Raw genomic sequence first — 19726 nt, 5'->3', positions numbered from 1 at the left:
GAGCATCGTTAACAAAGCGTTGATTTTTATGGGTTTAGTGATTCAATTCTTTCAGAATGTCTTCAACACGGGCGGCAATGGCTAATAACTTTCGATCACTGCCCGTCGGACCATCAAGTTCCAACCCCATTGGTAAGCCCTGAGCGGAACGCCCAATAGGCAAACTGATTGCCGGGCTGCCAACGTTACTGGCCGGGTCGGTGTTTTGGATATAACTGGGAAAGGTTGGCAAATCAGGGCCCGAGCCAGAAGGCGTTGCACTAACAGTTTGCTCGCTGCCCTTTATTGGTCTTGCAGTTAGCCCCGTGGTCGGAAAAACCAGAGCGTCAAGCTGATGCTCCTCAAACAATCTCTGGTAATAAGCTTGCAAAGCTGGACGATGTATTCGCATGGCTTCCTGATATTGCGTTTCGCTGATTGCACCCGCAAAAGCATCCCTCAGCACGGCTTTGACATCCGGACTTTGAATCGCCTCGGTCAACTCCGCTGCACTCACAGCAATATCGTTCGCCTGTAAATACGCTGGCAAAAGCTGAGTCGTTTCATACAGCACCACCGGAAAACTCACCCGATGATTCAAACCTGTCAGTTCGGCCGCCGACAACTCAAACAGCTCCACACCGGACTGCGCCAACAACGACAACGCGGTCTCGATTCCTTTCGCCACGGCGGGCTCCAGATTTTGATAAAAATAATCCCGCGCCACCCCCAAACGAATGGTAGTCGCCAAAGGCGCTTGTAACTCGCCTTGTTTCTCACCAGCCAAAACCGCATCCAGCTTCGCAACCGTTGCCACATCGATCGCCATGGGTCCGGCGGTGTCTCGAGTTTGGGAAATCATGGTCATTCCCTCATTGGGGTATCGCCCCATAGAAGGGCGAAAACCCACAATGCCAGTTAGCGCTGCCGGAATGCGTGTGGAGCCGCCAGTATCCGTGCCGAGCCCGGCACCAACGATTCCCGCCGCCACGGCCGCTGCCGTCCCCCCGCTGCTGCCCCCGGCGAAATAACCCGCCTTGGCCGGATTCTGAACCGGCCCGGTAAAGTGGTTATTGCTGGTAATGCCGTAAGCCAACTCGTGCAGATTGCTCTTACCAACAATTAACGCCCCTGCCTCGCGTAATCGCTTAACAACTTCGGCATCCTGTTGCGGCACAAAATCCTTCAGGCCCGGAGTGCCCGCCGTATTGGGCATTCCGGCAACGTGGATATTGTCTTTTATCACCAGGGCCATACCAGCCAAAGGCAATGCCTCGCGCGCGCGTGAACTCATCTGGTCCAACGCCCGGGCATCTCGCTTGAGTTTTTTCTCATCAATAAACACCATGGCATTGAGCAACTGCTGCCTTTTGGCTTCCGCAATAACGCGCTCGGCTTCATGAAGGGCTTGGGGTTCCTTCATGGCCTCACAGGCGCCAAGCATCAAGGTAAACAGTAGAGCGGGGACTCGTTTCTTCATAATCGATCTCATTTTTATTCCTCTGACTTGCAGACTAGGGAAAAAGAATCGATATGGCGTCATCACTTGTGATGATTTTGTCGCCTGGATGACAGTATTTTTTGCAGACAGAGCAGATACTGGGTTCCATAACGCTAGGGGAATGCCCGGCAAGCCTGATTCGAGACACAACAAGAGAAGACAATAAGCTTATGAGCGACAATCAAGTTAGTGACATCGTGATGAATAATGACGGTAAGGGCATGCCAGGTGCCGAAGCCCTGCCGGTGGAAGAAGAGCGACTGCAACGCAAACAAAAGCTGGCCGCAGCATTCCGTCTGTTTGGCCGCTTCGGATTTGATGAAGGTGTTGCCGGTCATATTACCGTTCGCGACCCGGAGAAGCTGGATCATTTCTGGGTAAACCCAATGGGCGTTTCCTTTAAGCAGATGCGAGTTTCTGATTTGCTGTTGGTCGATCATGAAGGCAATGTTGTGGAAGGTGAAGGCCTGTTAAATGGTGCGGCATTTACCATTCACTCTCGTGTTCATGCGGCTCGCCCGGATGTGGTCGCCGCAGCTCATGCGCACTCGGTGTATGGCAAGAGCTGGTCCAGCCTGGGCCGCTTACTCGATCCAATTACCCAGGACTCCTGCGCATTCTACGAAGATCATGCCTTGCTGGGTGAGTTCACCGGGGTGGTATTGGATCTCGATGAAGGCAAGCGTATTGGTGACGCTCTTGGCGACAAGAAAGCCATCATTCTGCAAAACCATGGCTTGTTGACGGTTGGACAATCTGTTGAAGCCGCGGCCTGGTGGTATATCACCATGGAACGCAGCTGCCAGGCTCAGCTGATGGCCGAAGCCGCTGGCACTCCAAAGTTGATCAGCCCGGAACACGCCAAGCAAACCCACGGGACAGTGGGCAGTGAACTGGCCGGCTGGTTTAGCTTCAAGCCGCTGTATGATGTGATCAGCAAAGAGCAACCCGATCTATTTGATTAATCCTCGCAGACGCATACACTGATGTGCCCCACATTGGTGTATGCGAGGATTGCTTTGAAACATCTGCCCAAGCCCCTACGGACAGCACATTGCCTGCTCGGTTGTTTTGCAATTTTATTATTTCTGGGGCAAGGGATGTATATGATGCAGGTCCATAATGCCCTGCAGGATCTGGCAGATGGCCCACGCATGCTGTTCCGCTCCGCCCACATCTACACACTTTTGATGGCTACTGTTCACCTGGGACTTGCGGCGATCGGGCCGATCTGGCGACCGCTGTACTGGCCGATGATTCTGGCCAGCGGCCTGTGCATCATTGGCTTATTGCTGGTGAGCTACGGCTTCTTTGTGGAATCCTTTGTTACGGACCTCAATCGCCCGCTGCTAAAAATGGGGTTGTTTGCTGTCTTCGGAGCCACCGTCCTTCTGGCCGCTAATGCCATCAGCCATAATCTGGGCTTGGGCAAAACCGGCGGAAACAACCCGTAAAATATTGGGTAGAGCACACTCTGTTAGCGCTCTATCTGACCACTCCGAACAGCACGCAAATAGCCGGCCAATTCCGCTTTCACCTCTGGCAACATGATCAACAAACCGATGATATTCGGCACCGCGATCAGAAACACCAGCGCATCGGAAAACTTCAGCACCGCATCCAGCTGCATGACACAACCAAGCGCCACAAAGCCGCAGAACACCAAATTAAACAGCTGCACCAACGCCGGCTTATCACCCACCAGATACTGCCAGGCCTGGCGACCGTAATAGGCCCAGGAAATCATTGTCGAAAAGGCAAACAGCAGGGCCGCAATTGCCAGCGGGTAAGGTGACCAGGAGACGGTAGATTCAAAAGCCGCCGAGGTCAGTGCTACACCTTCAAGGCCAGAGTTCATCAGGGGAGAACCGTACACAGTGGTGATAATCACCAGTGAAGACAAGGTACAGATCACCACCGTATCGATAAAGGGCTCAAGCAAGGACACCAGACCTTCAGAAGCCGGGTGATTGGTCTTCACCGCCGCGTGGGCAATCGAGGCCGACCCCAAACCCGCCTCATTGGAAAACAACGCACGCTGAAAGCCGATGATCATTACACCCAACATACCGCCGGAAATGCCCTCCGGGCTGAAAGCGCCCTCGATAATCAACCCTATCGCCGGCAGAATTCGATCCGAGTGGTAGGCCAGAATCAAGATGCAGGACAACCCGTACAACAAAGCCATAAAGGGCACCAGTTTACCCGTCACCCGGGCGATGGATTGAATGCCCCCAATGATGACGGCCGCAACAATCCCCGCCAACATCAAGCCGAACAACCAGGCGCGATCGGCAAACCAGCTGGCCTCACCGCCACTGACATTCACAAACTGCACATAGGCCTGGTTGGACTGGAACATATTACCGATACCCATGCAGCCAATCACAATGGCAATGGCATAGAAACCACCCAGATATCGTCCCAACTTGTTCCAACCGCGTTTGGCCAGTCCCCGGTTCAGGTAGTACATCGGGCCACCCGCCACCGTGCCATCCTGATGGTAATCGCGGTACTTAACAGCCAGGGTACATTCCACTAACTTGGTCGACATGCCGAGCAAACCCGCCATGATCAACCAGAAGGTCGCGCCCGGTCCGCCCGCCATAATGGCCACTGCCACACCACCGATATTCCCCACACCCACGGTGCCGGAAATGGCCGTAGCAACCGCCTTAAACGGAGAGATATCACCAGGACTCTTTGGATCCGCGTACTGCCCAAAGGCCAGCCGCCAGGCCAGGGTAAACCCTCGCACGTTGATAAAGCCGAGATACAAAGTGAACAACAGAGCCGCCAACACCAGCCAAACCACGATCAGGGGCAGCTCTACCCCTCCCATGGGCACGGCGTAAAACACCAGAGCCGAGAGGGCATCGGCAAACGGCCCCAGAGCGTTGTTGATCTGATCATCAATACCCGCATGGGCCTGCGCTTGAAAGAGCAAAGCGCCGATAAAGAGAAAACAGGAAAATTGAACAGGTGAGAAGAGAAAACGTGTTGCTCGGCTAAGGCGACTAAGGCACATAAAGGCTGGTCTTTTATTATGAAGTGCACCTACCTAAACATATTCACGCTGGGAATGAAAGCGCCGACACTTGCGGGGACGCAAGCGACAGGGCACAAATATGCACGGTGAATTACCCCCTGCAGACTAGAGCCCATACTTGATAATCGCTACACTGCCCTTATCTATATGGCTATCCTATTGGCAACGAGAAGCAGCAATGAGCCAAGTTTTTATCCTGCAAAATCAGGACGGTTACTTTTTAAGCAAACAAAAGGAGTGGGTAGACGGACGCGATGCCAGCCAGCTCTATCGCAGCCCTCACCGCGATGAGGCGCTGAACCAGATGGTGGAAGTGAATGCGAAGGACTACACCCAGCGCATCACGATTGTCGACTGCCAGCTCAATGAAAAACGCCACCCCCAGCTGGACCCGGAAAAACTACCCGAACCCAAAGTCGACGCGGCAAACGATGAAGAGGTCGCCTTGGCTGATGACACCGAAGACGCTTCAGAGGAAGCAAGCTCGAATGCCGAGCCCGCTGTTGTCGACGCTGAGCCAGTCAATGACGACCAGCCCAGCAACAATAGCCTGTTCTAATTACACTACCCCGAGGTTGTCCCGTGAGTTTAGATAACACCCTGCTCGAGGCCTTAAACGATAAGGCCAATCGCCCATTGATCACCGGCATCCTGAGGGGTATCGAAAAAGAAAGCCTGCGCATCGGCCAGGACGGTCAATTGTCCCAGAAGCCCCACCCGGAAAGTTTGGGTTCAGCACTGACACACCCGCAAATTACCACCGACTTCAGCGAGGCCCTGCTGGAATTTATTACCGCGCCCTCGCACCGACTGGACGAAGTATTAAAGCAGCTGGAACAGCAGCATCGTTTTACCGCCCAACAAATTGATGATGAATTGTTGTGGGTAACCAGTATGCCCTGCATGTTGGGCAGCAACGACGAAGTGCCCGTCGCTCGCTACGGCAATTCCAATGTCGGCCGCATGAAAACCTATTACCGATATGGTTTGGGTCATCGTTATGGTCGCAAAATGCAAACTATCGCCGGGATTCACTATAACTTTTCTCTGCCCAGTGCGTTCTGGGCCATGTTGCACAATCAAGAAAACAGCTCAATGGATTTGCAACAGTACAAGACCGAACGCTACTTTGATTTGATTCGTAATTTCCGTCGCTACTTTTGGGTACTACTGTATTTATTCGGTGCTTCCCCGGCGGTGTGTCGCAGCTTTGTCAAAGACCAGCCCCACAGCCTTGAGCCGTTTGGCAAAGACGAACACAGTTTGCATGCACCGTTTGCAACGTCTCTGCGCATGGGTGATCTGGGTTATCAAAGCAATGCTCAAAAATCCCTGACCGTATGCTACAACCAGTTGGACAATTACCTGCACACTTTGACCGAAGCCATCAATACACCTTACGAGCCCTATGATGAAATCGGAACCGTAGACAGCAATGGGGATTACCAGCAACTCAACTCCAGCTTGCTGCAAATTGAAAACGAGTTTTACAGCACGATTCGCCCCAAGCGTACTGCACGCTCTGGTGAAACCGCACTAAGCGCACTGGATCAGCGCGGCGTGGAGTACATTGAAGTGCGCTGTCTCGATGTGAATCCTTATTCGCCAATTGGTATTACCAAAGAACAGATTCACTTTATCGACACCTTCCTGCTGTTCTGCCTGCTAAAAGACAGCCCCAAAACCGATTGCGCCGAATATCAACGCATGCAGGAAAACCAGAAACTGACCGTATACCGCGGTCGCGATCCGGAAATGAAGCTGCAAACTGCGGAAGGCGAACGCAGCATCCGCGATTGGGGCAGCGAGCTAATTGCCGAAATGCAACCCATTGCCGAGCTGTTGGACAGCGCTTATAAAATCGAAGGCCACAGTCAAGCGCTGCGCGATCAACTGGAGGTCATTAAAGACCCGAGCCTGACACCGTCCGGTAAAATTCTCCAGACCATGGAAGCGGAAGGCAAAAGCTTTTTCAAAGTTGCGATGGATCTGGCCAAGGATCACCAACAAAGCTTTATCAACAACCCCTTAAGCGGCAACGATCTGGATCGTTACGAAACGCTGGCGGTAAGCTCGTTGGCTGAACAGAAAAAAATCGAAGCCGAAGAAGAACTGGATTTCGAAAGCTACCTGGCCAACTTTTACGCCCAATACAAACCGTTCCAATAGAGAGCGCAGTCATCAAGTGCACGTAAACCTGTGAACTATCTCGCCCATGCTTTTCTCTCTGGTGACAACACCAAGGTTCAGCTGGGCGGTTTGCTGGGTGATTTCCAAAAAGGCCCCCTCCCCCAATTGCCACTGACCGATACCAGCCGGCACTCTGCTTTTTTACAGCAGCCCGATATCCACTTTGGTATTGAACATCACCGTGCTATCGATGCGTACAGTGACAGCCTGGAGAGTTTTCGCGAGTGTGCGGCATTGTTCGATAAACGTTTTCGAAGAGTGGCGCCCATCGTTGTTGATATTTGTTTTGATCATTACCTTGCCAAACAATGGTCGCAGCATCACATGCAAACACTGAGCGAGTTCGCTAACGGTCTTTACCTGACGATGGCTCGCTGCCCAGATGCTCCCAGCGGCTTTGTACGCTTCCGTGAACGCAGTCGTTCGGCTGACCTATTCAATCTCTATCAGGACACTGAGACTATTGCCGTTGCGCTCGAACGTGTTGCCCAACGTTTCAGCCGACCACACCTCATGGACGGTGCTTATGATAACTGGCTATCTCGATATGAGGATATGGAGGCAGGTTTCGAGCGATGTTTCGCAGAAATAAAACATTTCGCGGGAAACAGGCTCGCTGATGAAGGCTACCCCACCAGCAATTGGCGACTTTAAGTGAGCCGGTGCTTTATTTTTGCACCACAAAGTTAGTGAAGAACAAATCCTCAACACCTTTTTTGGTTTTGTCTTCTTTTAACAGAATACGGCGCACTTCTTCCAAGGCTTTTTTGCGCATGGTTTCGCGACCATCCAGGCTGTTAATTTCTTCTTCCGTCTGACGGCTGAACAACATCACCAGATTATTGCGAATATAGGGGAGGTGGTGGCGTACGGAGTTGGCCACATGAATGGAATCAACACGCACGGAAATTTCGGCACGTAAATATTTTAAACGCCCCTGACCACCATAGTTGAGCACAAAGGCTGGCTGCAGCGGAACATAGAACGGGCCTGCGGGGCCGATCGCTTCTTCATCCTGCGCCAAAGCCGGTTGTGCACCCAGCAGCAACAGTACAACAAATGCGAGTGAAGCCGATTTTTTAGCCAAGACAGCGATTGCCGTGTTCATAGTGTCCTCTATCTCCGTCGGGAACCTGCCAGTGACCCTTATGTCCAAAAGGCCAGTAAATAAGATTGCCCTATCTATGGTAAACTGCGGGGCCCGCCTAGCTTGGGCCCTTGCTTATAATTTTAGTCAAACTTCGGGATTTCGCAGACATGCCACTACCCAACCCTCGTCAGACCAACCTAATTATCTTTATCGGCTGTGTTGCCCTGATCTTAATCGCATTGGGCTTTCAGGAGATTATGGGCCTGGCACCTTGCCCACTGTGCATCACTCAGCGCATTTTTGTCGTGGCGGTTGGCCTGTTTGCTCTGGCTGGATTTATTCATAACCCCGGCAATACCGGGCGCAAAGCTTACGCGGTTGGTGGCTTGCTGATGGCCATCGCCGGTGCCGGTTTTTCTGGTCGTCACCTTTACCTGCAAGGCCTGCCACCCGATCAACTGCCGTCCTGTGGTCCGGGCCTTGGCTATATGTTCGAAACCTTCCCGTTCATGGAAGCTCTGGAAATCCTGCTGATGGGCGACGGTAACTGTGGCGAAATTATGTGGAGCCTGTTTGGCCTGAGCATGCCGGGCTGGGTTCTGGTCGCCTTTATCGGTCTGGCCTTGTTTAATATCTGGCAATTCCTGCGCCGCTAATGGTTCGGGGTTTACTGGTTCTATTTTTCTTCCAGTGGCTGGGCGAGTGGATTAGCCTGGCCACACAGGCACCCATTCCCGGCCCGGTTATTGGCATGCTACTGCTCTTATTGGCGCTGTTATTGCGCCAGAAAGTCTCCAGCGGACTTCAGCAAAGCAGTCATGTACTGGTGCAACATCTAAGTCTTCTGTTCCTGCCCGCTGGGGTGGGCATCTTTTTTCTCAGCAAGGACGTGATTGCCCAATGGCCTGCGATTGCTGTCGCCATGGTACTGGGTACTTTGATCAGTTTGGTACTCAGCAGCTGGATTGTGAAAAAGCAGGTGCGCTCCGATGATTGAGCAACTGAAAAATTCTTTGACGCAATTGACCAGCAGCGAGCACCTTAACCAGCTAAGCGCCATTATTCTGACTCTGGCGGCCTACCAGTTCGGCCAGTTCTGTTACCAGCGCAGCAATCGGCTGATGCTGTTTCACCCAGTCGTGATTGCCGGCTGTATGATTGCAGCGGTCTTATTTTATTTTGATATCAGTTATTCCCAATATCGCGATGGCAGCCAGTTATTTTATTTTTTGCTGGGTCCGGCAACCGTAGCCCTGGCAGTTCCCCTGTATCAGGAGTTTCGTCATATCCGGCAGCTGGCCGGTCCGATTCTGATCACGGTGATGCTGGGTGCAACCATTGCCGCAGGCAGCGCCGTCCTGCTCGGCGGCTTGATGGGCGCAGAGGGTGAGGTACTTCGTTCCATCGCCAGCAAATCGGTCACGACGCCCATTGCACTGGGTATCAGCGATAAAATTCACGGCATCAGCACACTCACTACCGGCGTGGTGGTCGCCACGGGAATCCTTGGGGCTCTTATGGCTCCGCTGGCTTTTCGCCTTTGCTCTCTCACAGACCCGCGCCTGCAGGGCATTGTGCTGGGGCTCAATGCCCATGGTATCGGCACCGCTGTTGCCTTTGAAAAGAATGCCTCCTGTGGCGCCTTCTCCAGTCTGGCCATGGGACTCACCGGTGCATTCACGGCCCTGACTCTGCCCTACGCCATTCATTTTTTCGGCATCTAGCTGTATAAAAATCTTCCACCCTGCACAACAATTAAACAAATTTTCTTGAAATTTTGGACGATAGAATTTTTTATCCCAGACTGTTCTAAGAACTGGCTCACACTTTCTTGCGGGCCTACCGTTCGTCTTCTACTTTTAATTTACAGGGTTAAAAAAATGCCGATCTCGAAAGCCGCTTGAACACCCTTTTATTGACAAGTGAGCAGTCGCTGATGGCAATTAAAACGATGAAAGCAGAGGTGACATATGCTCGAGCATTGCAGGACACAACAAGAATTATGGGGTGGTGTAAACCGCACATTGGATGGCTGGTTTGAAGCGCGCAAACAATTACTCGTCGAGTACGCCGCCCTTTGCCAACGCCTGGATGAACAGGACAGTCCCGCACTCAAAGCTCGCTTACGTCGTTTCTGCCAAAGCCTGATGGACTATGTTTCCGCCGGTCACTTCGAAATCTACGAACAACTGCAAACCGAATCCAAACGCTATCAGGATGAAGAAGCACTGGTCATGGGTTACCGTTTGTATAAGCAGCTGGAAAACTGCACCGAATTGGTGCTCGAGTTTGACCAGCGTTACACCTCGCTGGATGACCTCAGTAATCTGACACAGGATTTATCCAAGCTGGGCCTGTGCCTCGAACGACGTTTCTTTGTGGAAGACAGCATGGTGAACATCATGCACGAAGCCCATCGCGAGCAAGCCGCCTGATATTGCCTTGGGCCGCAAGGCCCAAGCCCCTCCTTATTATTGTACTTTTTCGCGCATCGGCCGCTACAGTAGGCATAGGTTTAAAAACTAGGAATTTGCCATGCTGCGTCCTGCATTCAGCACTCTCATTATCGCCATCGCACTGTTTAGCTTAACGGCTTGCGAGCCTTTGCCTGGCCCGGAGAAAAGCATCGAAGTTGCCGTTCAGGGAAGCCATATGGGGCGCCTGTCGCACAATGGCAGCCGCGCGGTGATCGGCTCCATCAACCACGGTGGCAGTCTTTGGCAAGTACTGAAAGAGGAACGGCTTTACGATTGGAATCACAGCGAGGAAAAAAGCACGCTGGTGGCGGCCGCCTTTTCTCCCGAGGGCGACTGGGCCATGACCACCGATTCCCACAGTCTGGTGTTATGGAAAGTGGACAGCGGTGAAGCCTTTCGCTTCTGGACAGCTCCAGGTGAAGTGTTATCGTTGGCATTGGCGCCCAATGGCGAGTACGCCCTACTCGGCATGGCCGATCACAGCGCGGTAATTTTCGACAGCAAACGCGGCGGCGTGAAACGTCGCTTTAATCACAGCGGTCGTGTGCGCAGTGTCGATCTCAGTGCCGATGGCAAACTGGCGTTAACCGGTTCCGAAGATCGCACTTCAGTCCTGTGGAATGTGGCTTCCGGTAAAAGCATGCAGAGCATGCAACATGAAGAGGATGTTCAACTGGTGCGCTTGAGCAAAAACGGAGACCGTGCTCTGTCTGCGGCAAAATACGATAAAGCTGTGGTGTGGAATACGCAAACCGGAAAAGCCATCGGCGAAATCCCTCTGTCGGCAGAAAAGATTAAACGCGGTTTGCGTTTCAGCGCGGCGCGCTTTTCCAGCAGTGGCCGTTATCTATTGGTGGGGCGCCCTGACCAGCGAGTGCAATTATGGGACACCAAAACCATGAAAACGCTGGCAGAATGGGAAGTGTTAAAACGCGACGCCTGGAAACCGACCAGCGCCGCGATTCAGGATGTGGCATTCGCCAGCGCCAAACGCACGTATTACGCGATCGCATCCAATGGCTTTATCCATCAATTAAAACGACCGTAAATAGCAAACCGTTTTTGTGGTTCCTGGTTACGGTTTATGGCTCTACGATCGCAAAAGCCTCACTGCTTTTATCCAGCAGTGAGAAAAATTTCAGCAAATCCAGTTGACTGCCTTCCAATGACAGCTGATCCGAAAACAACAAATCTCTCAGATTGGCCGTACCCAGAATAACATCCAAAAACAAATCATGTGAGATGCGCAGGCTTGCATCGGCTTCTGCAACATCGTTCAACGAGCGGTAGTGCAATACCGAATTTTCAATCCACAACTGATAGGATGTTTGCAAATCGCTAAAGTGAACATTCAAACGGATTTCCTCACCTTCGGCATCAGGCCCATTGAGCTGTGCTGCCATGGCATCAAAAAACTTTTCAACCGGTGCATGCTTTAATAGATCTTTCGCGGCCGCCAGGCTGATCAGATCTTTTCCAGGCCCGTTTTTTAATTCGACAGCTGCCGATAAATACACATCACGCCAGGGCCCGGATTCGGCTTGATAGCCCAATTGTGTGTAGGCCTGTGCCAAAAGTTCTTTGGCTTTTTCTCCACCACCGGCAAATACCAAATGATTCAACAATTCAGCCGCCCAGCGGTACTCACCTTGATCTAAAGCTGCCTGGCCTTTTTGCAGAACGGCATCTTCACCTCCCATTGCCTCGATATATTTAACAGAGGCAGCTTCAGGAGGTAACGGGTTTAAATTTGCCGGGTTAGCATCGTACCAACCAAAGTACGCTTGATAGACTGCTTTGGAATTGTGTTTCGTGGTGCCGTAATAACCACGATTCGAAAACTCGGAAGCCAGGGATTCAGGCAAACGAATCATTTCGGAAATTTCCTTGGGAGTGTGACCCTTGTAGGCCAGTCGCAGGGTTTGGTCATGAATATACTTGTAGGTATCTCGTTGACCGCGCAGAAACTTATCGATGGATTCCTGCCCCCAAATCGGCCAATGATGACTGGCAAAGTAAATATCAGCATCCTTGTAAAGTAGGCGGGCCTCTTCAATATACGCACTCCACGCCAGAGCATCACGCACTTTAGCACCGCGCAAGGTATACAGATTATGCATATTACGGGACAGCAATTCGGCACCGCAGAAGGCTTTCTGTTTGGGAAGATAAAACGTTAACTCGGCGGGCGCCTCAGAATTGGGCGTATATTGAAACTGAAACTCTACGCCATCAATCCTGTGGGTTTCGCCGGTTTTTGAAATCAAAATATTCGGTGGCACAATTCCCACCGTACCGAAGGCAGGTGCTTTACCCAAGCCGGTATCGACATGCCCATAAGGACTTTTGGGCAAATCCCGGCCATACATGTATACCGCGCGGCGCTTCATGGTTGGACCGGCCAGAATATTCTCACTGGTCGCCTCCGCCATAAAATGCTCCGGGGCAACCACGGGCACATCACTTTGGGTTTCCGGGTCGAGCACCGCAAGTGCTCCGCCAAAATGATCCACATGGCTGTGGGTCATAATCAAACCGCTTACCGGTTTATCACCAAGATGGGTGCGAGCAAAAGCCAGTGCCGCCTCAGCGGTTTCCTTGGTGGTCAGAGGGTCAACAACAATCCAACCGGTCTCCCCCTCGATCAGCGTCATATTGGAAAGATCATAGCCACGCAATTGATAAATGCCATCGCTGACCTTGTAAAGGCCATGCAGATTATTCAATTTTGCCTGGCGCCATAAACTGGGATTGACCGTATTGGGTGCATCACCTTGCACAAAATCATAGTCCTTCATGTTCCAGATTGTGCGCCCCAGTTCATCCTTGATTTCCAGCTGCTCATCACGGGCGATCAAACCACGATTGGCCTGCTCAAAATCTTTTGGATTATCCAGAGAAAGTGTTTCTGCCACACGACGATTGTGGTCGACGGTGTATTGACTGGCCTGCCCACTTTCAGACCCGCTTCCGCCTTGGTTTTCTGACAGATCCGTATCAGAACAGGCCGATAACACCCCCGCCAGAAATAACACCAATATCGCAGGATTTACATTTAAACCACGCATAAAACACTCTCCTGAAATCAAGGCATTTGTTATAGCATGATAAATATCGTATAAATGTAAATATGTTTACATTTATACGATATTTACGAGCAACATGATTTCCAAGCAGCAACACGAACTGAGCGGGGCGCTATCAACAGACTGTATGGCGCTTTTAGAGCCCCTGCTGAGCATTCGATATTATGCCGATGGCGAACTGATCTTTGCGCGCGGAGAATACAAAGCGGGGCTTTGCATCGTGCTGGAAGGTTCGGTCAAGGTTGGTAATTATGGCAAGGATGGCCGCTACTTTCTTAGCAAGGTCTTAAAGCCTTACGAGAGCTTTGGAGAATTTACGATATTTTCCAAACTGCCTCGCACCCATACCGCAGAGGCTTATGGAGAAAGCAAAGTCGGTTATATTGGGCCAAGCAAATTAAAAAAGGCCATCATCAAACAGCCTGAAATTGCACTGCAACTGTTACAGTCCCTGTCGACTCGATTGCACATGAGCCTGGAAGTGATGGATGATATTAAAAGGCTTCCCGTCATTGTACGAATCGCAAAAGTTTTATTCGAACTTAATCGTGAAGCCGGCGGGCTGGAGTCACACAGCCTCAGCCAGGAGGAGATTGCTTCCCAGCTCGGAGTGAGTCGCATGGTCGTGTCGTCTTCGCTCAAAGAATTGAGCGAACTCGGTTTGATCGAAAAAGGTTATCGCGCCATTCGCATACCCGACACTCATCGACTGTTGAGCTGGATTAAGGAACGCCAGCAAATCAAGGATTTGTTATGAGTCTGCTTTTGCCGGATGTTGATAAAAACTCACCAGTAATTGATCTTGTTTGGTGAAGAACTTGGTATCTTTGTAGGGCAACTTCATAAAACCGGAAACCCCCAAACCATCAATCAAATGAATATTGGCCAGAATCTGATCCAGACAATTCTGAAACTCATCCACTTTGCTGGCATCCAACAGGTTCAGATAATTGTGGATTTTCAAATCCAGCTCGACACTTTCAAAAATAATGCAGCCGGTATGATGCAGACTGTTCATATGAGCCAGCACTGTCATAATTTCTTCCGGTAACTGCAACATTTCATCGGGGTCATCGCCATCCTCGAAATAGGAATGCAGGCGACTCTCCTCCTCCAGCACCACTTCATCACTGACATCAAACTCAATACGCATATCACCACTGGCAACAAAAGCGTCTTCAACACTCAAACGTTCGATGTGCAGAGTTTTTTTGGCATCAAAAATACAGCTTTTGAAAACGCCCTGCTTATTGATCGCTCGCCCGAGATGCACAATATTGTTTACCGCTGAATATAGAGCTGGCGCCATACTGCGATCATACAGCTTTAAACTGGAGTCAATATTGATGCCTTCTTCGTCCCAGTGCATCGCCAGCCCCCCCACGATCGGGTAGTGACTCAAATGGGCAACAGCGGTGACAAAAGCTTTTTCTGTATCTGCCATACCGGAAAGATAATTTTTATAATATTTTTCCAATTCAGCATCATTCACATCTTCCAGCTTTTCCCGGTCCACCTCCTTGCGCAGAAATGATTTACGAGAGCTGTACACCACAGTTTCAATGGCCTGATCTTCCTGAGCGATCCACACGGGCAACAACGGCGCATCTTCATTGCGATTGTGATCATGCACTGCAACCTTGGCCATGTGGTGAATGTTTCGGAAGAGATAATCTCCGGCCTGTCGTCTGAGCCGGGCATCATCAGACATCATGTTTGCCAGGGTTCGGGCAAACTCCTCCGGCAAGCCCAAGGACAATGGAGAAATCACCTTACTGCCAAAGCGACTGCCCTGCCCCGATGCCAGCGCATAAAGTGTTCCAGCCAGGCCTTGCTCATCAAAGCGCGGGGAACTCAGCTGCCCTTCCAGCTGCTCTTCACCGATAAAATAAATATCACCCAGTTTGGCATTGGTTTGATGCAAATCCGAACTGAGTGCCGTAAGACCACCACCACTGCTGTGTTGCCCTTGATGATCGAGCTGACCATAAACCGCCGCTCCCCAATCAATCAGACTGACCTGATTACTCTGCTGATCGTAAACCAGATTGGAAGGCTTGATGTCGCCGTGCACCAATACCGCTTTTGCTTGGCGTTTCGCGCTGTCGCGTAACTGTTGCAGAATATCCACCATTTGTGCAGCAATGCTGAGTAGAAGCTTGATACCCAGACGGCCGTGCTGGCGAGCATAATCGTCGAGATTTTCTCCCTGGGCCCGACTCATCATCAGGATGGACTGGCTGCGAACACGCGTAAACTCAATAAAAGAAGGCACATTCGGATGATTCACCTGGGAGAGCATATAGCCCTCTTCTTCCAGGCGTTCCTGAACAGCGATCGGCAAGGTAATACGAGCAAACTTGAACACATATTCCTGCCCATTGGCTGCCGTGCCACTGAACGCAAATCCGTAAGCGCCTTTACCCAACAACTCAATATTCAAATAACCAAGTCGTTCCAGCTGCTGCTGGCACAGACTCAACCAGTCTTTAAGTTTCTGGGCATCACGATGGGAGAGCAAATAGAAGGATTGCTCTTCGTTGATATAGAAATGCTGAAGCTGATCGCTTTCAATTAAGCTCATGGAAGTTGGTTTTGTTCTAAACAGGCCTCAGGGCAGCATATCACAGCCGCCACCCCCAAGCCTGAACAATTACACCATTGAGGCCAGCATGGTCGCAGGTTGTTCCAGATATTGTTTCCACAAATTATTGAAACGAGAGATCGTACCGCCATCAATAACACGGTGATCACCAGACCAACTTACGGTCATAATTTGACGAGCTTCCACTTCACCATGGGCATTAAAACGCGGCAATTCCTGAACACGCCCCAGCGCAACAATCGCCACTTCGGGCTTATTAATGATCGGCGTTGCCACGGTGCCACCAATAGCACCTACGTTTGAAATGGTAATCGTGCCACCGCTGAGATCGGCCGGGCTGATTTTTCCGCTGCGCGCTTCTGCCGTAAGGCGCGTCACTTCAGCAGCCACATCCAGCAGACTTAAGCTCTGAACATTTTTAATGTTGGGTACCAGCAAGCCGGTTTTACCGTCCACCGCCATGCCGATGTTGTGTTCGGCCAAGTAGGTCAGCTCGGTAAACGCTTCATTCACGCGGCTGTTCATGATCGGAAACTCTTTAATGGCCAAGGACAAGGCCTTGATAAAGAGCGGCATCATGGTGATTTTCAGATCGTCGCTGGCGTACATGGCTTTCAGCTTCAAACGCAACTTGATCAGTTCGGTCACATCAAACTCTTCGGCATAGGTAAAGTGCGGAATGGTAGAAACCGACTCCGCCATACGCGCACCCATGACGGCACGCACGCCTTTAATAGGCTCAACACGATCAACCATATCGGCACTGAGCGCTGCACTCACCACAGAGCTACCTGTAGTTGCAGCGCCCGTATTGCCTTCGAGGTAATTTAATACGTCTTCTTTGAGTACGCGACCGTTTTTACCGGTGCCGTTTACCAATGCCAGGTCGAGATCATTTTCCCGCGCAATTTTTCGAACCGCCGGCGTACTGAGTACTTTACCGGAGTTTTCAACAGCAGCGGGCTTCTCTTCTTGTACAGCAGCGACAGGGGCCGCAGTTTCAGCAGTTTTTTCTTCCGCCTTTGGTGCTTCCTGAGCGGCATCATCGCTCGCTTCGCCTTCCAACTCGATAGCAAACAGTGGGCTGTGTACTTTGGCAATATCGCCCTGCTGATAATGCAGCTTCACCACCTTGCCGGTGTACATGGAAGGAATTTCAACGATGGCTTTGTCGGTACTTACATCCGCGACCACCTGGTCTTCCTCGATAATATCGCCTTCCGCCACTTTCCATTCGATGACTTCACACTCGACAATACCCTCACCGATATCGGGCAAAATAAAATCTTTAATCATCATCAGCACCTCAGTAGTTCAAGCTGGCCACTAGGGCTTCATAGACTTTCAAATAATCTGGCAGGTATTCTTTCTCGTGAGCCAGAGGGAATGGCGTATCCATTCCGGTAACGCGCGCGATGGGCGCTTCCAGCGACAGGAAACATTCTTGCTGGATTGTTGCGGCGATTTCACCACCAAAACCACCTGTGTGCGGTGCTTCATGGGCAATCAACAGTCGACCGGTTTTACGCACGGAATTCGCAACGGTTTCTACATCCCAAGGCAGTAGTGAGCGCAAATCAATCACTTCACAGGAAATGCCTTCTTCGGCCGCTTTGTCAGCCGCTTTATACATTTCAGTCATCTGTGCACCCCAAGCCAGCAGGGTGATGTCGCTACCATTGCGTACCACTTCGGCCTTGCCGATAGGAATCTCGTAATCGTCTTCTGGCACATCACCTTCGGCAGCCCGGTATAAACGCTTGGGCTCGAAAAACAGAACCGGGTTAGGGTCACGAATAGCCGATAAAAGCAGACCTTTCGCCTGATAAGGGTTCGACGGCATTAACACTTTCAAACCCGGCGTGTGACAAAAATACGCTTCAGGAGATTGCGAGTGATACAAACCGCCTGCAATACCACCACCATACGGAGTACGGAATACAAGGCTGCCCACATTAAATTCATTACCCGAACGGTAACGGAATTTAGCCGCTTCGTTAACGATCTGATCGAAGGCCGGAAAGATATAATCTGCAAACTGAATTTCCGCCACAGCGGTAGAACCCTGGGCAGCCATACCAATTGCAAAACCCGCAATGCCCTGTTCAGTCAGGGGCGTATTGAAACAACGGGCTTTACCGTATTTTTCCTGCAAATGACTGGTCGCGCGAAATACACCACCAAATTTTCCCACATCCTCACCCAGACAAATCATGCTGTCATCGGCAGCCATCGCGCTGTCCAGGGCATTGTTAATGGCCTGCAATAAATTCATCTTAGCCATGTTTAGCACCTCCTGCGACAGGATAATTTTCCGGATATTTAGCGATGTGTTCTTTCAATTCTTCAAACTGCTTTTGCAAATGAGCGGGTGGCGTATCGTAAACATCGGTGATCAATTCATCCAAGCCTGGCATGTCTTTTTTCTCAACACGTTTGAGGGTATCGAGAACGTCTTTGCGGTAGGACTCAAGAATGGATTTTTCTTCCTCTTCGTTCCACCAGCCCTTGCTTTGTAACCAGTTCTGCATACGCTCGATGGGATCTTTTTCGCGCCACTTATCTTCTTCATCTTTACTGCGATAACCACTTGGGTCATCGGAAGTGGAGTGTGCGCCAAGGCGATAGCTCATGGTTTCAATTAACACTGGCTCATTGTTTTCAATGGCAATACGACGTGCGGCAAGCGAAGCGCTGTACACCGCCAGAATGTCATTGCCATCAACACGAATGGTTTTGATGCCGTAACCTACACCACGTGCAGCAATACCATCCCCTTTAAATTGCTCATCGGCAGGGGTTGAAATGGCATAGCCGTTGTTGCGACAGACGAACACAACCGGACAGTTCAACACCGCCGCCATGTTCATGCCTGCATGGAAATCACCTTCGGAAGCCGCACCTTCACCAAAGTAACACAGTGTACATGCGTCATTGCCTTGCAGCTTTTGCGCGTAGGCATAACCGGCCGCCTGGGGGATTTGGGTACCCAATGGCGAGCTGATGGTCATGTAATTGAGTTCATTGGAACCGTAGTGCACGGGCATCTGACGACCTTTACCCAGATCATCTTTATTACTGAGCAGCTGATTCATAAACTGCTCGGTGCTGAAGCCGCGCAAACGCAGCGCCGCTTGTTCGCGATACTGACCCATGATCATATCGTTTATGGTGAACGCCGCAGCGGTTCCGGTTACGGCCGCTTCTTCACCGGAACAGGTCAAATAGAAGCTCAGACGACCCTGACGCTGGGCACTGATCATACGCTCATCAAGAACACGGATGTAAACCATATTGCGGTAGATTTTGATGGCGGTTTCCTGATCCAGTTCAGGCACCTCAGCACCGGCTTGGATGCTGCCATCAGCGTTCAAGATGCTTAGGGTTGGAATGGGTAAATCATGCCCCTGAATAAACTGAGTCTGATGCATCAGATTGGGCTTCTCATCGCTTGCGCTACTCATTTTCGCCTCCGTAAACTCGCTGGCGCCCCTTCCCTCGTTCATCTAGCGACGCCGGAAAAGTACGCAAAGAGTGCTGCAATTATTGTATTTAGAGCTTAGCACCGAGCCAGCTAGAGAGTCCTGCTAATCTAGGGGCTGGGAAGGAGGCTTTTGGTAGGGTTGCCTAAAATCTCAGGCAAGCTAAGAATAATTCTCCAAATTTGGAGTAATATACCTTTTTTGAACTAAAAGCTAGACATTTTGTGGTGATTAATTCTAAGGTTTCGCCCCTTAACAATGCGATGT

Annotated in this window: 19 protein-coding genes; 11 read left to right on the top strand and 8 right to left on the bottom strand. The window is 51.0% G+C overall.

Translation table 11 applies throughout. The features are described from left to right. Nucleotides 1–34: 34 nt before the first annotated feature. The gene (gene iaaH, locus G8768_RS03785; protein WP_166851076.1) at nt 35–1459 is read right to left on the bottom strand and encodes an indoleacetamide hydrolase; all 1425 of its coding nucleotides are present in this window, start codon (nt 1457–1459) and stop codon (nt 35–37) included. A 191-nt stretch (nt 1460–1650) separates the two neighbouring features. Between iaaH and G8768_RS03780 the strand changes: the two genes are divergently transcribed. Together G8768_RS03780 and G8768_RS03775 are read left to right on the top strand one after the other, a co-directional pair. Continuing rightward, a complete protein-coding gene (locus G8768_RS03780) occupies nt 1651–2445 on the top strand; it encodes a class II aldolase/adducin family protein (protein ID WP_371315460.1) in 795 nt (264 codons plus the stop codon). 141 nt (nt 2446–2586) lie between these two features. Beyond that, a complete protein-coding gene (locus G8768_RS03775) occupies nt 2587–2934 on the top strand; it encodes a hypothetical protein (protein WP_166851080.1) in 348 nt (115 codons plus the stop codon). 23 nt (nt 2935–2957) lie between these two features. Here G8768_RS03775 and G8768_RS03770 read toward each other — a convergent pair whose 3' ends face one another. Beyond that, nucleotides 2958–4508, bottom strand: coding sequence for an alanine/glycine:cation symporter family protein (locus G8768_RS03770; RefSeq protein WP_166851084.1), 1551 nt, complete (start codon nt 4506–4508; stop codon nt 2958–2960). Nucleotides 4509–4707: 199 nt separating this feature from the next. Here G8768_RS03770 and G8768_RS03765 point away from each other — a divergent pair, with 199 nt between their 5' ends. Genes G8768_RS03765 through G8768_RS20970 form a run of 3 tightly spaced genes read left to right on the top strand, consistent with a single transcriptional unit; the run spans nt 4708 to nt 7373 of the window. Then, nucleotides 4708–5088, top strand: a complete 381-nt coding sequence (locus G8768_RS03765; RefSeq protein WP_166851087.1) for a hypothetical protein — start codon at nt 4708–4710, stop codon at nt 5086–5088. 23 nt (nt 5089–5111) lie between these two features. Continuing rightward, nucleotides 5112–6698: a glutamate--cysteine ligase gene (gshA, locus tag G8768_RS03760; RefSeq protein ID WP_166851091.1), complete on the top strand. Its 1587-nt coding sequence runs from the start codon at nt 5112–5114 to the stop codon at nt 6696–6698. 30 nt (nt 6699–6728) lie between these two features. Further along, nucleotides 6729–7373, top strand: a complete 645-nt coding sequence (locus tag G8768_RS20970; RefSeq protein ID WP_166851095.1) for an ACP phosphodiesterase — start codon at nt 6729–6731, stop codon at nt 7371–7373. A gap of 13 nt (nt 7374–7386) precedes the next feature. Here G8768_RS20970 and G8768_RS03750 read toward each other — a convergent pair whose 3' ends face one another. Beyond that, entirely contained in the window at nt 7387–7827 is a 441-nt protein-coding gene (locus G8768_RS03750) for a flagellar basal body-associated FliL family protein (protein ID WP_166851097.1), read from the bottom strand. 149 nt (nt 7828–7976) lie between these two features. On the opposite strand from G8768_RS03750, the gene G8768_RS03745 reads away from it, so the two are divergent. From G8768_RS03745 to G8768_RS03725, 5 genes are all read left to right on the top strand, one after another. After that, on the top strand, nt 7977–8465 hold the full coding sequence (locus tag G8768_RS03745; RefSeq protein WP_166851138.1) for a disulfide bond formation protein B: 489 nt from the start codon (nt 7977–7979) through the stop codon (nt 8463–8465). Then, nucleotides 8465–8806 carry a CidA/LrgA family protein gene (locus tag G8768_RS03740; protein ID WP_166851141.1) on the top strand — a complete coding sequence of 114 codons (342 nt, stop codon included), beginning with the start codon at nt 8465–8467 and terminating at the stop codon, nt 8804–8806. Before G8768_RS03745 ends, G8768_RS03740 begins: the two co-directional genes overlap by 1 nt. Beyond that, nucleotides 8799–9533 (top strand): LrgB family protein, encoded by a 735-nt coding sequence (locus G8768_RS03735; RefSeq protein WP_166851147.1) that lies wholly within the window; start codon nt 8799–8801, stop codon nt 9531–9533. Before G8768_RS03740 ends, G8768_RS03735 begins: the two co-directional genes overlap by 8 nt. Nucleotides 9534–9779: 246 nt before the next feature. Further along, nucleotides 9780–10244, top strand: coding sequence for a sigma D regulator (gene rsd, locus G8768_RS03730; protein ID WP_166851152.1), 465 nt, complete (start codon nt 9780–9782; stop codon nt 10242–10244). Between the two features lie 100 nt (nt 10245–10344). Beyond that, nucleotides 10345–11334, top strand: coding sequence for a WD40 repeat domain-containing protein (locus G8768_RS03725; RefSeq protein WP_166851159.1), 990 nt, complete (start codon nt 10345–10347; stop codon nt 11332–11334). A gap of 34 nt (nt 11335–11368) precedes the next feature. Here G8768_RS03725 and G8768_RS03720 read toward each other — a convergent pair whose 3' ends face one another. Next, a complete protein-coding gene (locus tag G8768_RS03720; protein WP_166851181.1) occupies nt 11369–13354 on the bottom strand; it encodes an alkyl/aryl-sulfatase in 1986 nt (661 codons plus the stop codon). 145 nt (nt 13355–13499) lie between these two features. Here G8768_RS03720 and G8768_RS03715 point away from each other — a divergent pair, with 145 nt between their 5' ends. Continuing rightward, nucleotides 13500–14129 (top strand): Crp/Fnr family transcriptional regulator, encoded by a 630-nt coding sequence (locus G8768_RS03715; RefSeq protein ID WP_166851188.1) that lies wholly within the window; start codon nt 13500–13502, stop codon nt 14127–14129. On the opposite strand, the gene G8768_RS03710 is transcribed toward G8768_RS03715, so the two are convergent. The 4 genes from G8768_RS03710 to G8768_RS03695 form a co-directional block, all read right to left on the bottom strand. Next, the gene (locus G8768_RS03710; RefSeq protein WP_166851192.1) at nt 14124–15956 is read right to left on the bottom strand and encodes a serine/threonine protein kinase; all 1833 of its coding nucleotides are present in this window, start codon (nt 15954–15956) and stop codon (nt 14124–14126) included. The genes G8768_RS03715 and G8768_RS03710 overlap by 6 nt on opposite strands. Nucleotides 15957–16025: 69 nt before the next feature. Then, a complete protein-coding gene (locus G8768_RS03705; protein ID WP_243749355.1) occupies nt 16026–17276 on the bottom strand; it encodes a 2-oxo acid dehydrogenase subunit E2 in 1251 nt (416 codons plus the stop codon). A 7-nt stretch (nt 17277–17283) separates the two neighbouring features. Further along, nucleotides 17284–18261 (bottom strand): alpha-ketoacid dehydrogenase subunit beta, encoded by a 978-nt coding sequence (locus G8768_RS03700; protein WP_166851195.1) that lies wholly within the window; start codon nt 18259–18261, stop codon nt 17284–17286. Then, nucleotides 18254–19441 (bottom strand): thiamine pyrophosphate-dependent dehydrogenase E1 component subunit alpha, encoded by a 1188-nt coding sequence (locus G8768_RS03695; protein WP_166851198.1) that lies wholly within the window; start codon nt 19439–19441, stop codon nt 18254–18256. Before G8768_RS03695 ends, G8768_RS03700 begins: the two co-directional genes overlap by 8 nt. Nucleotides 19442–19726 lie beyond the last annotated feature (285 nt).

Source organism: Pseudoteredinibacter isoporae (assembly GCF_011602085.1).
In the GTDB taxonomy this organism is placed as follows: Bacteria; Pseudomonadota; Gammaproteobacteria; order Pseudomonadales; family Cellvibrionaceae; genus Pseudoteredinibacter; species Pseudoteredinibacter isoporae.
The sequence above is the reverse complement of the archived record's forward strand: the minus strand, read 5'-3'. Positions and strand labels throughout refer to the sequence as shown.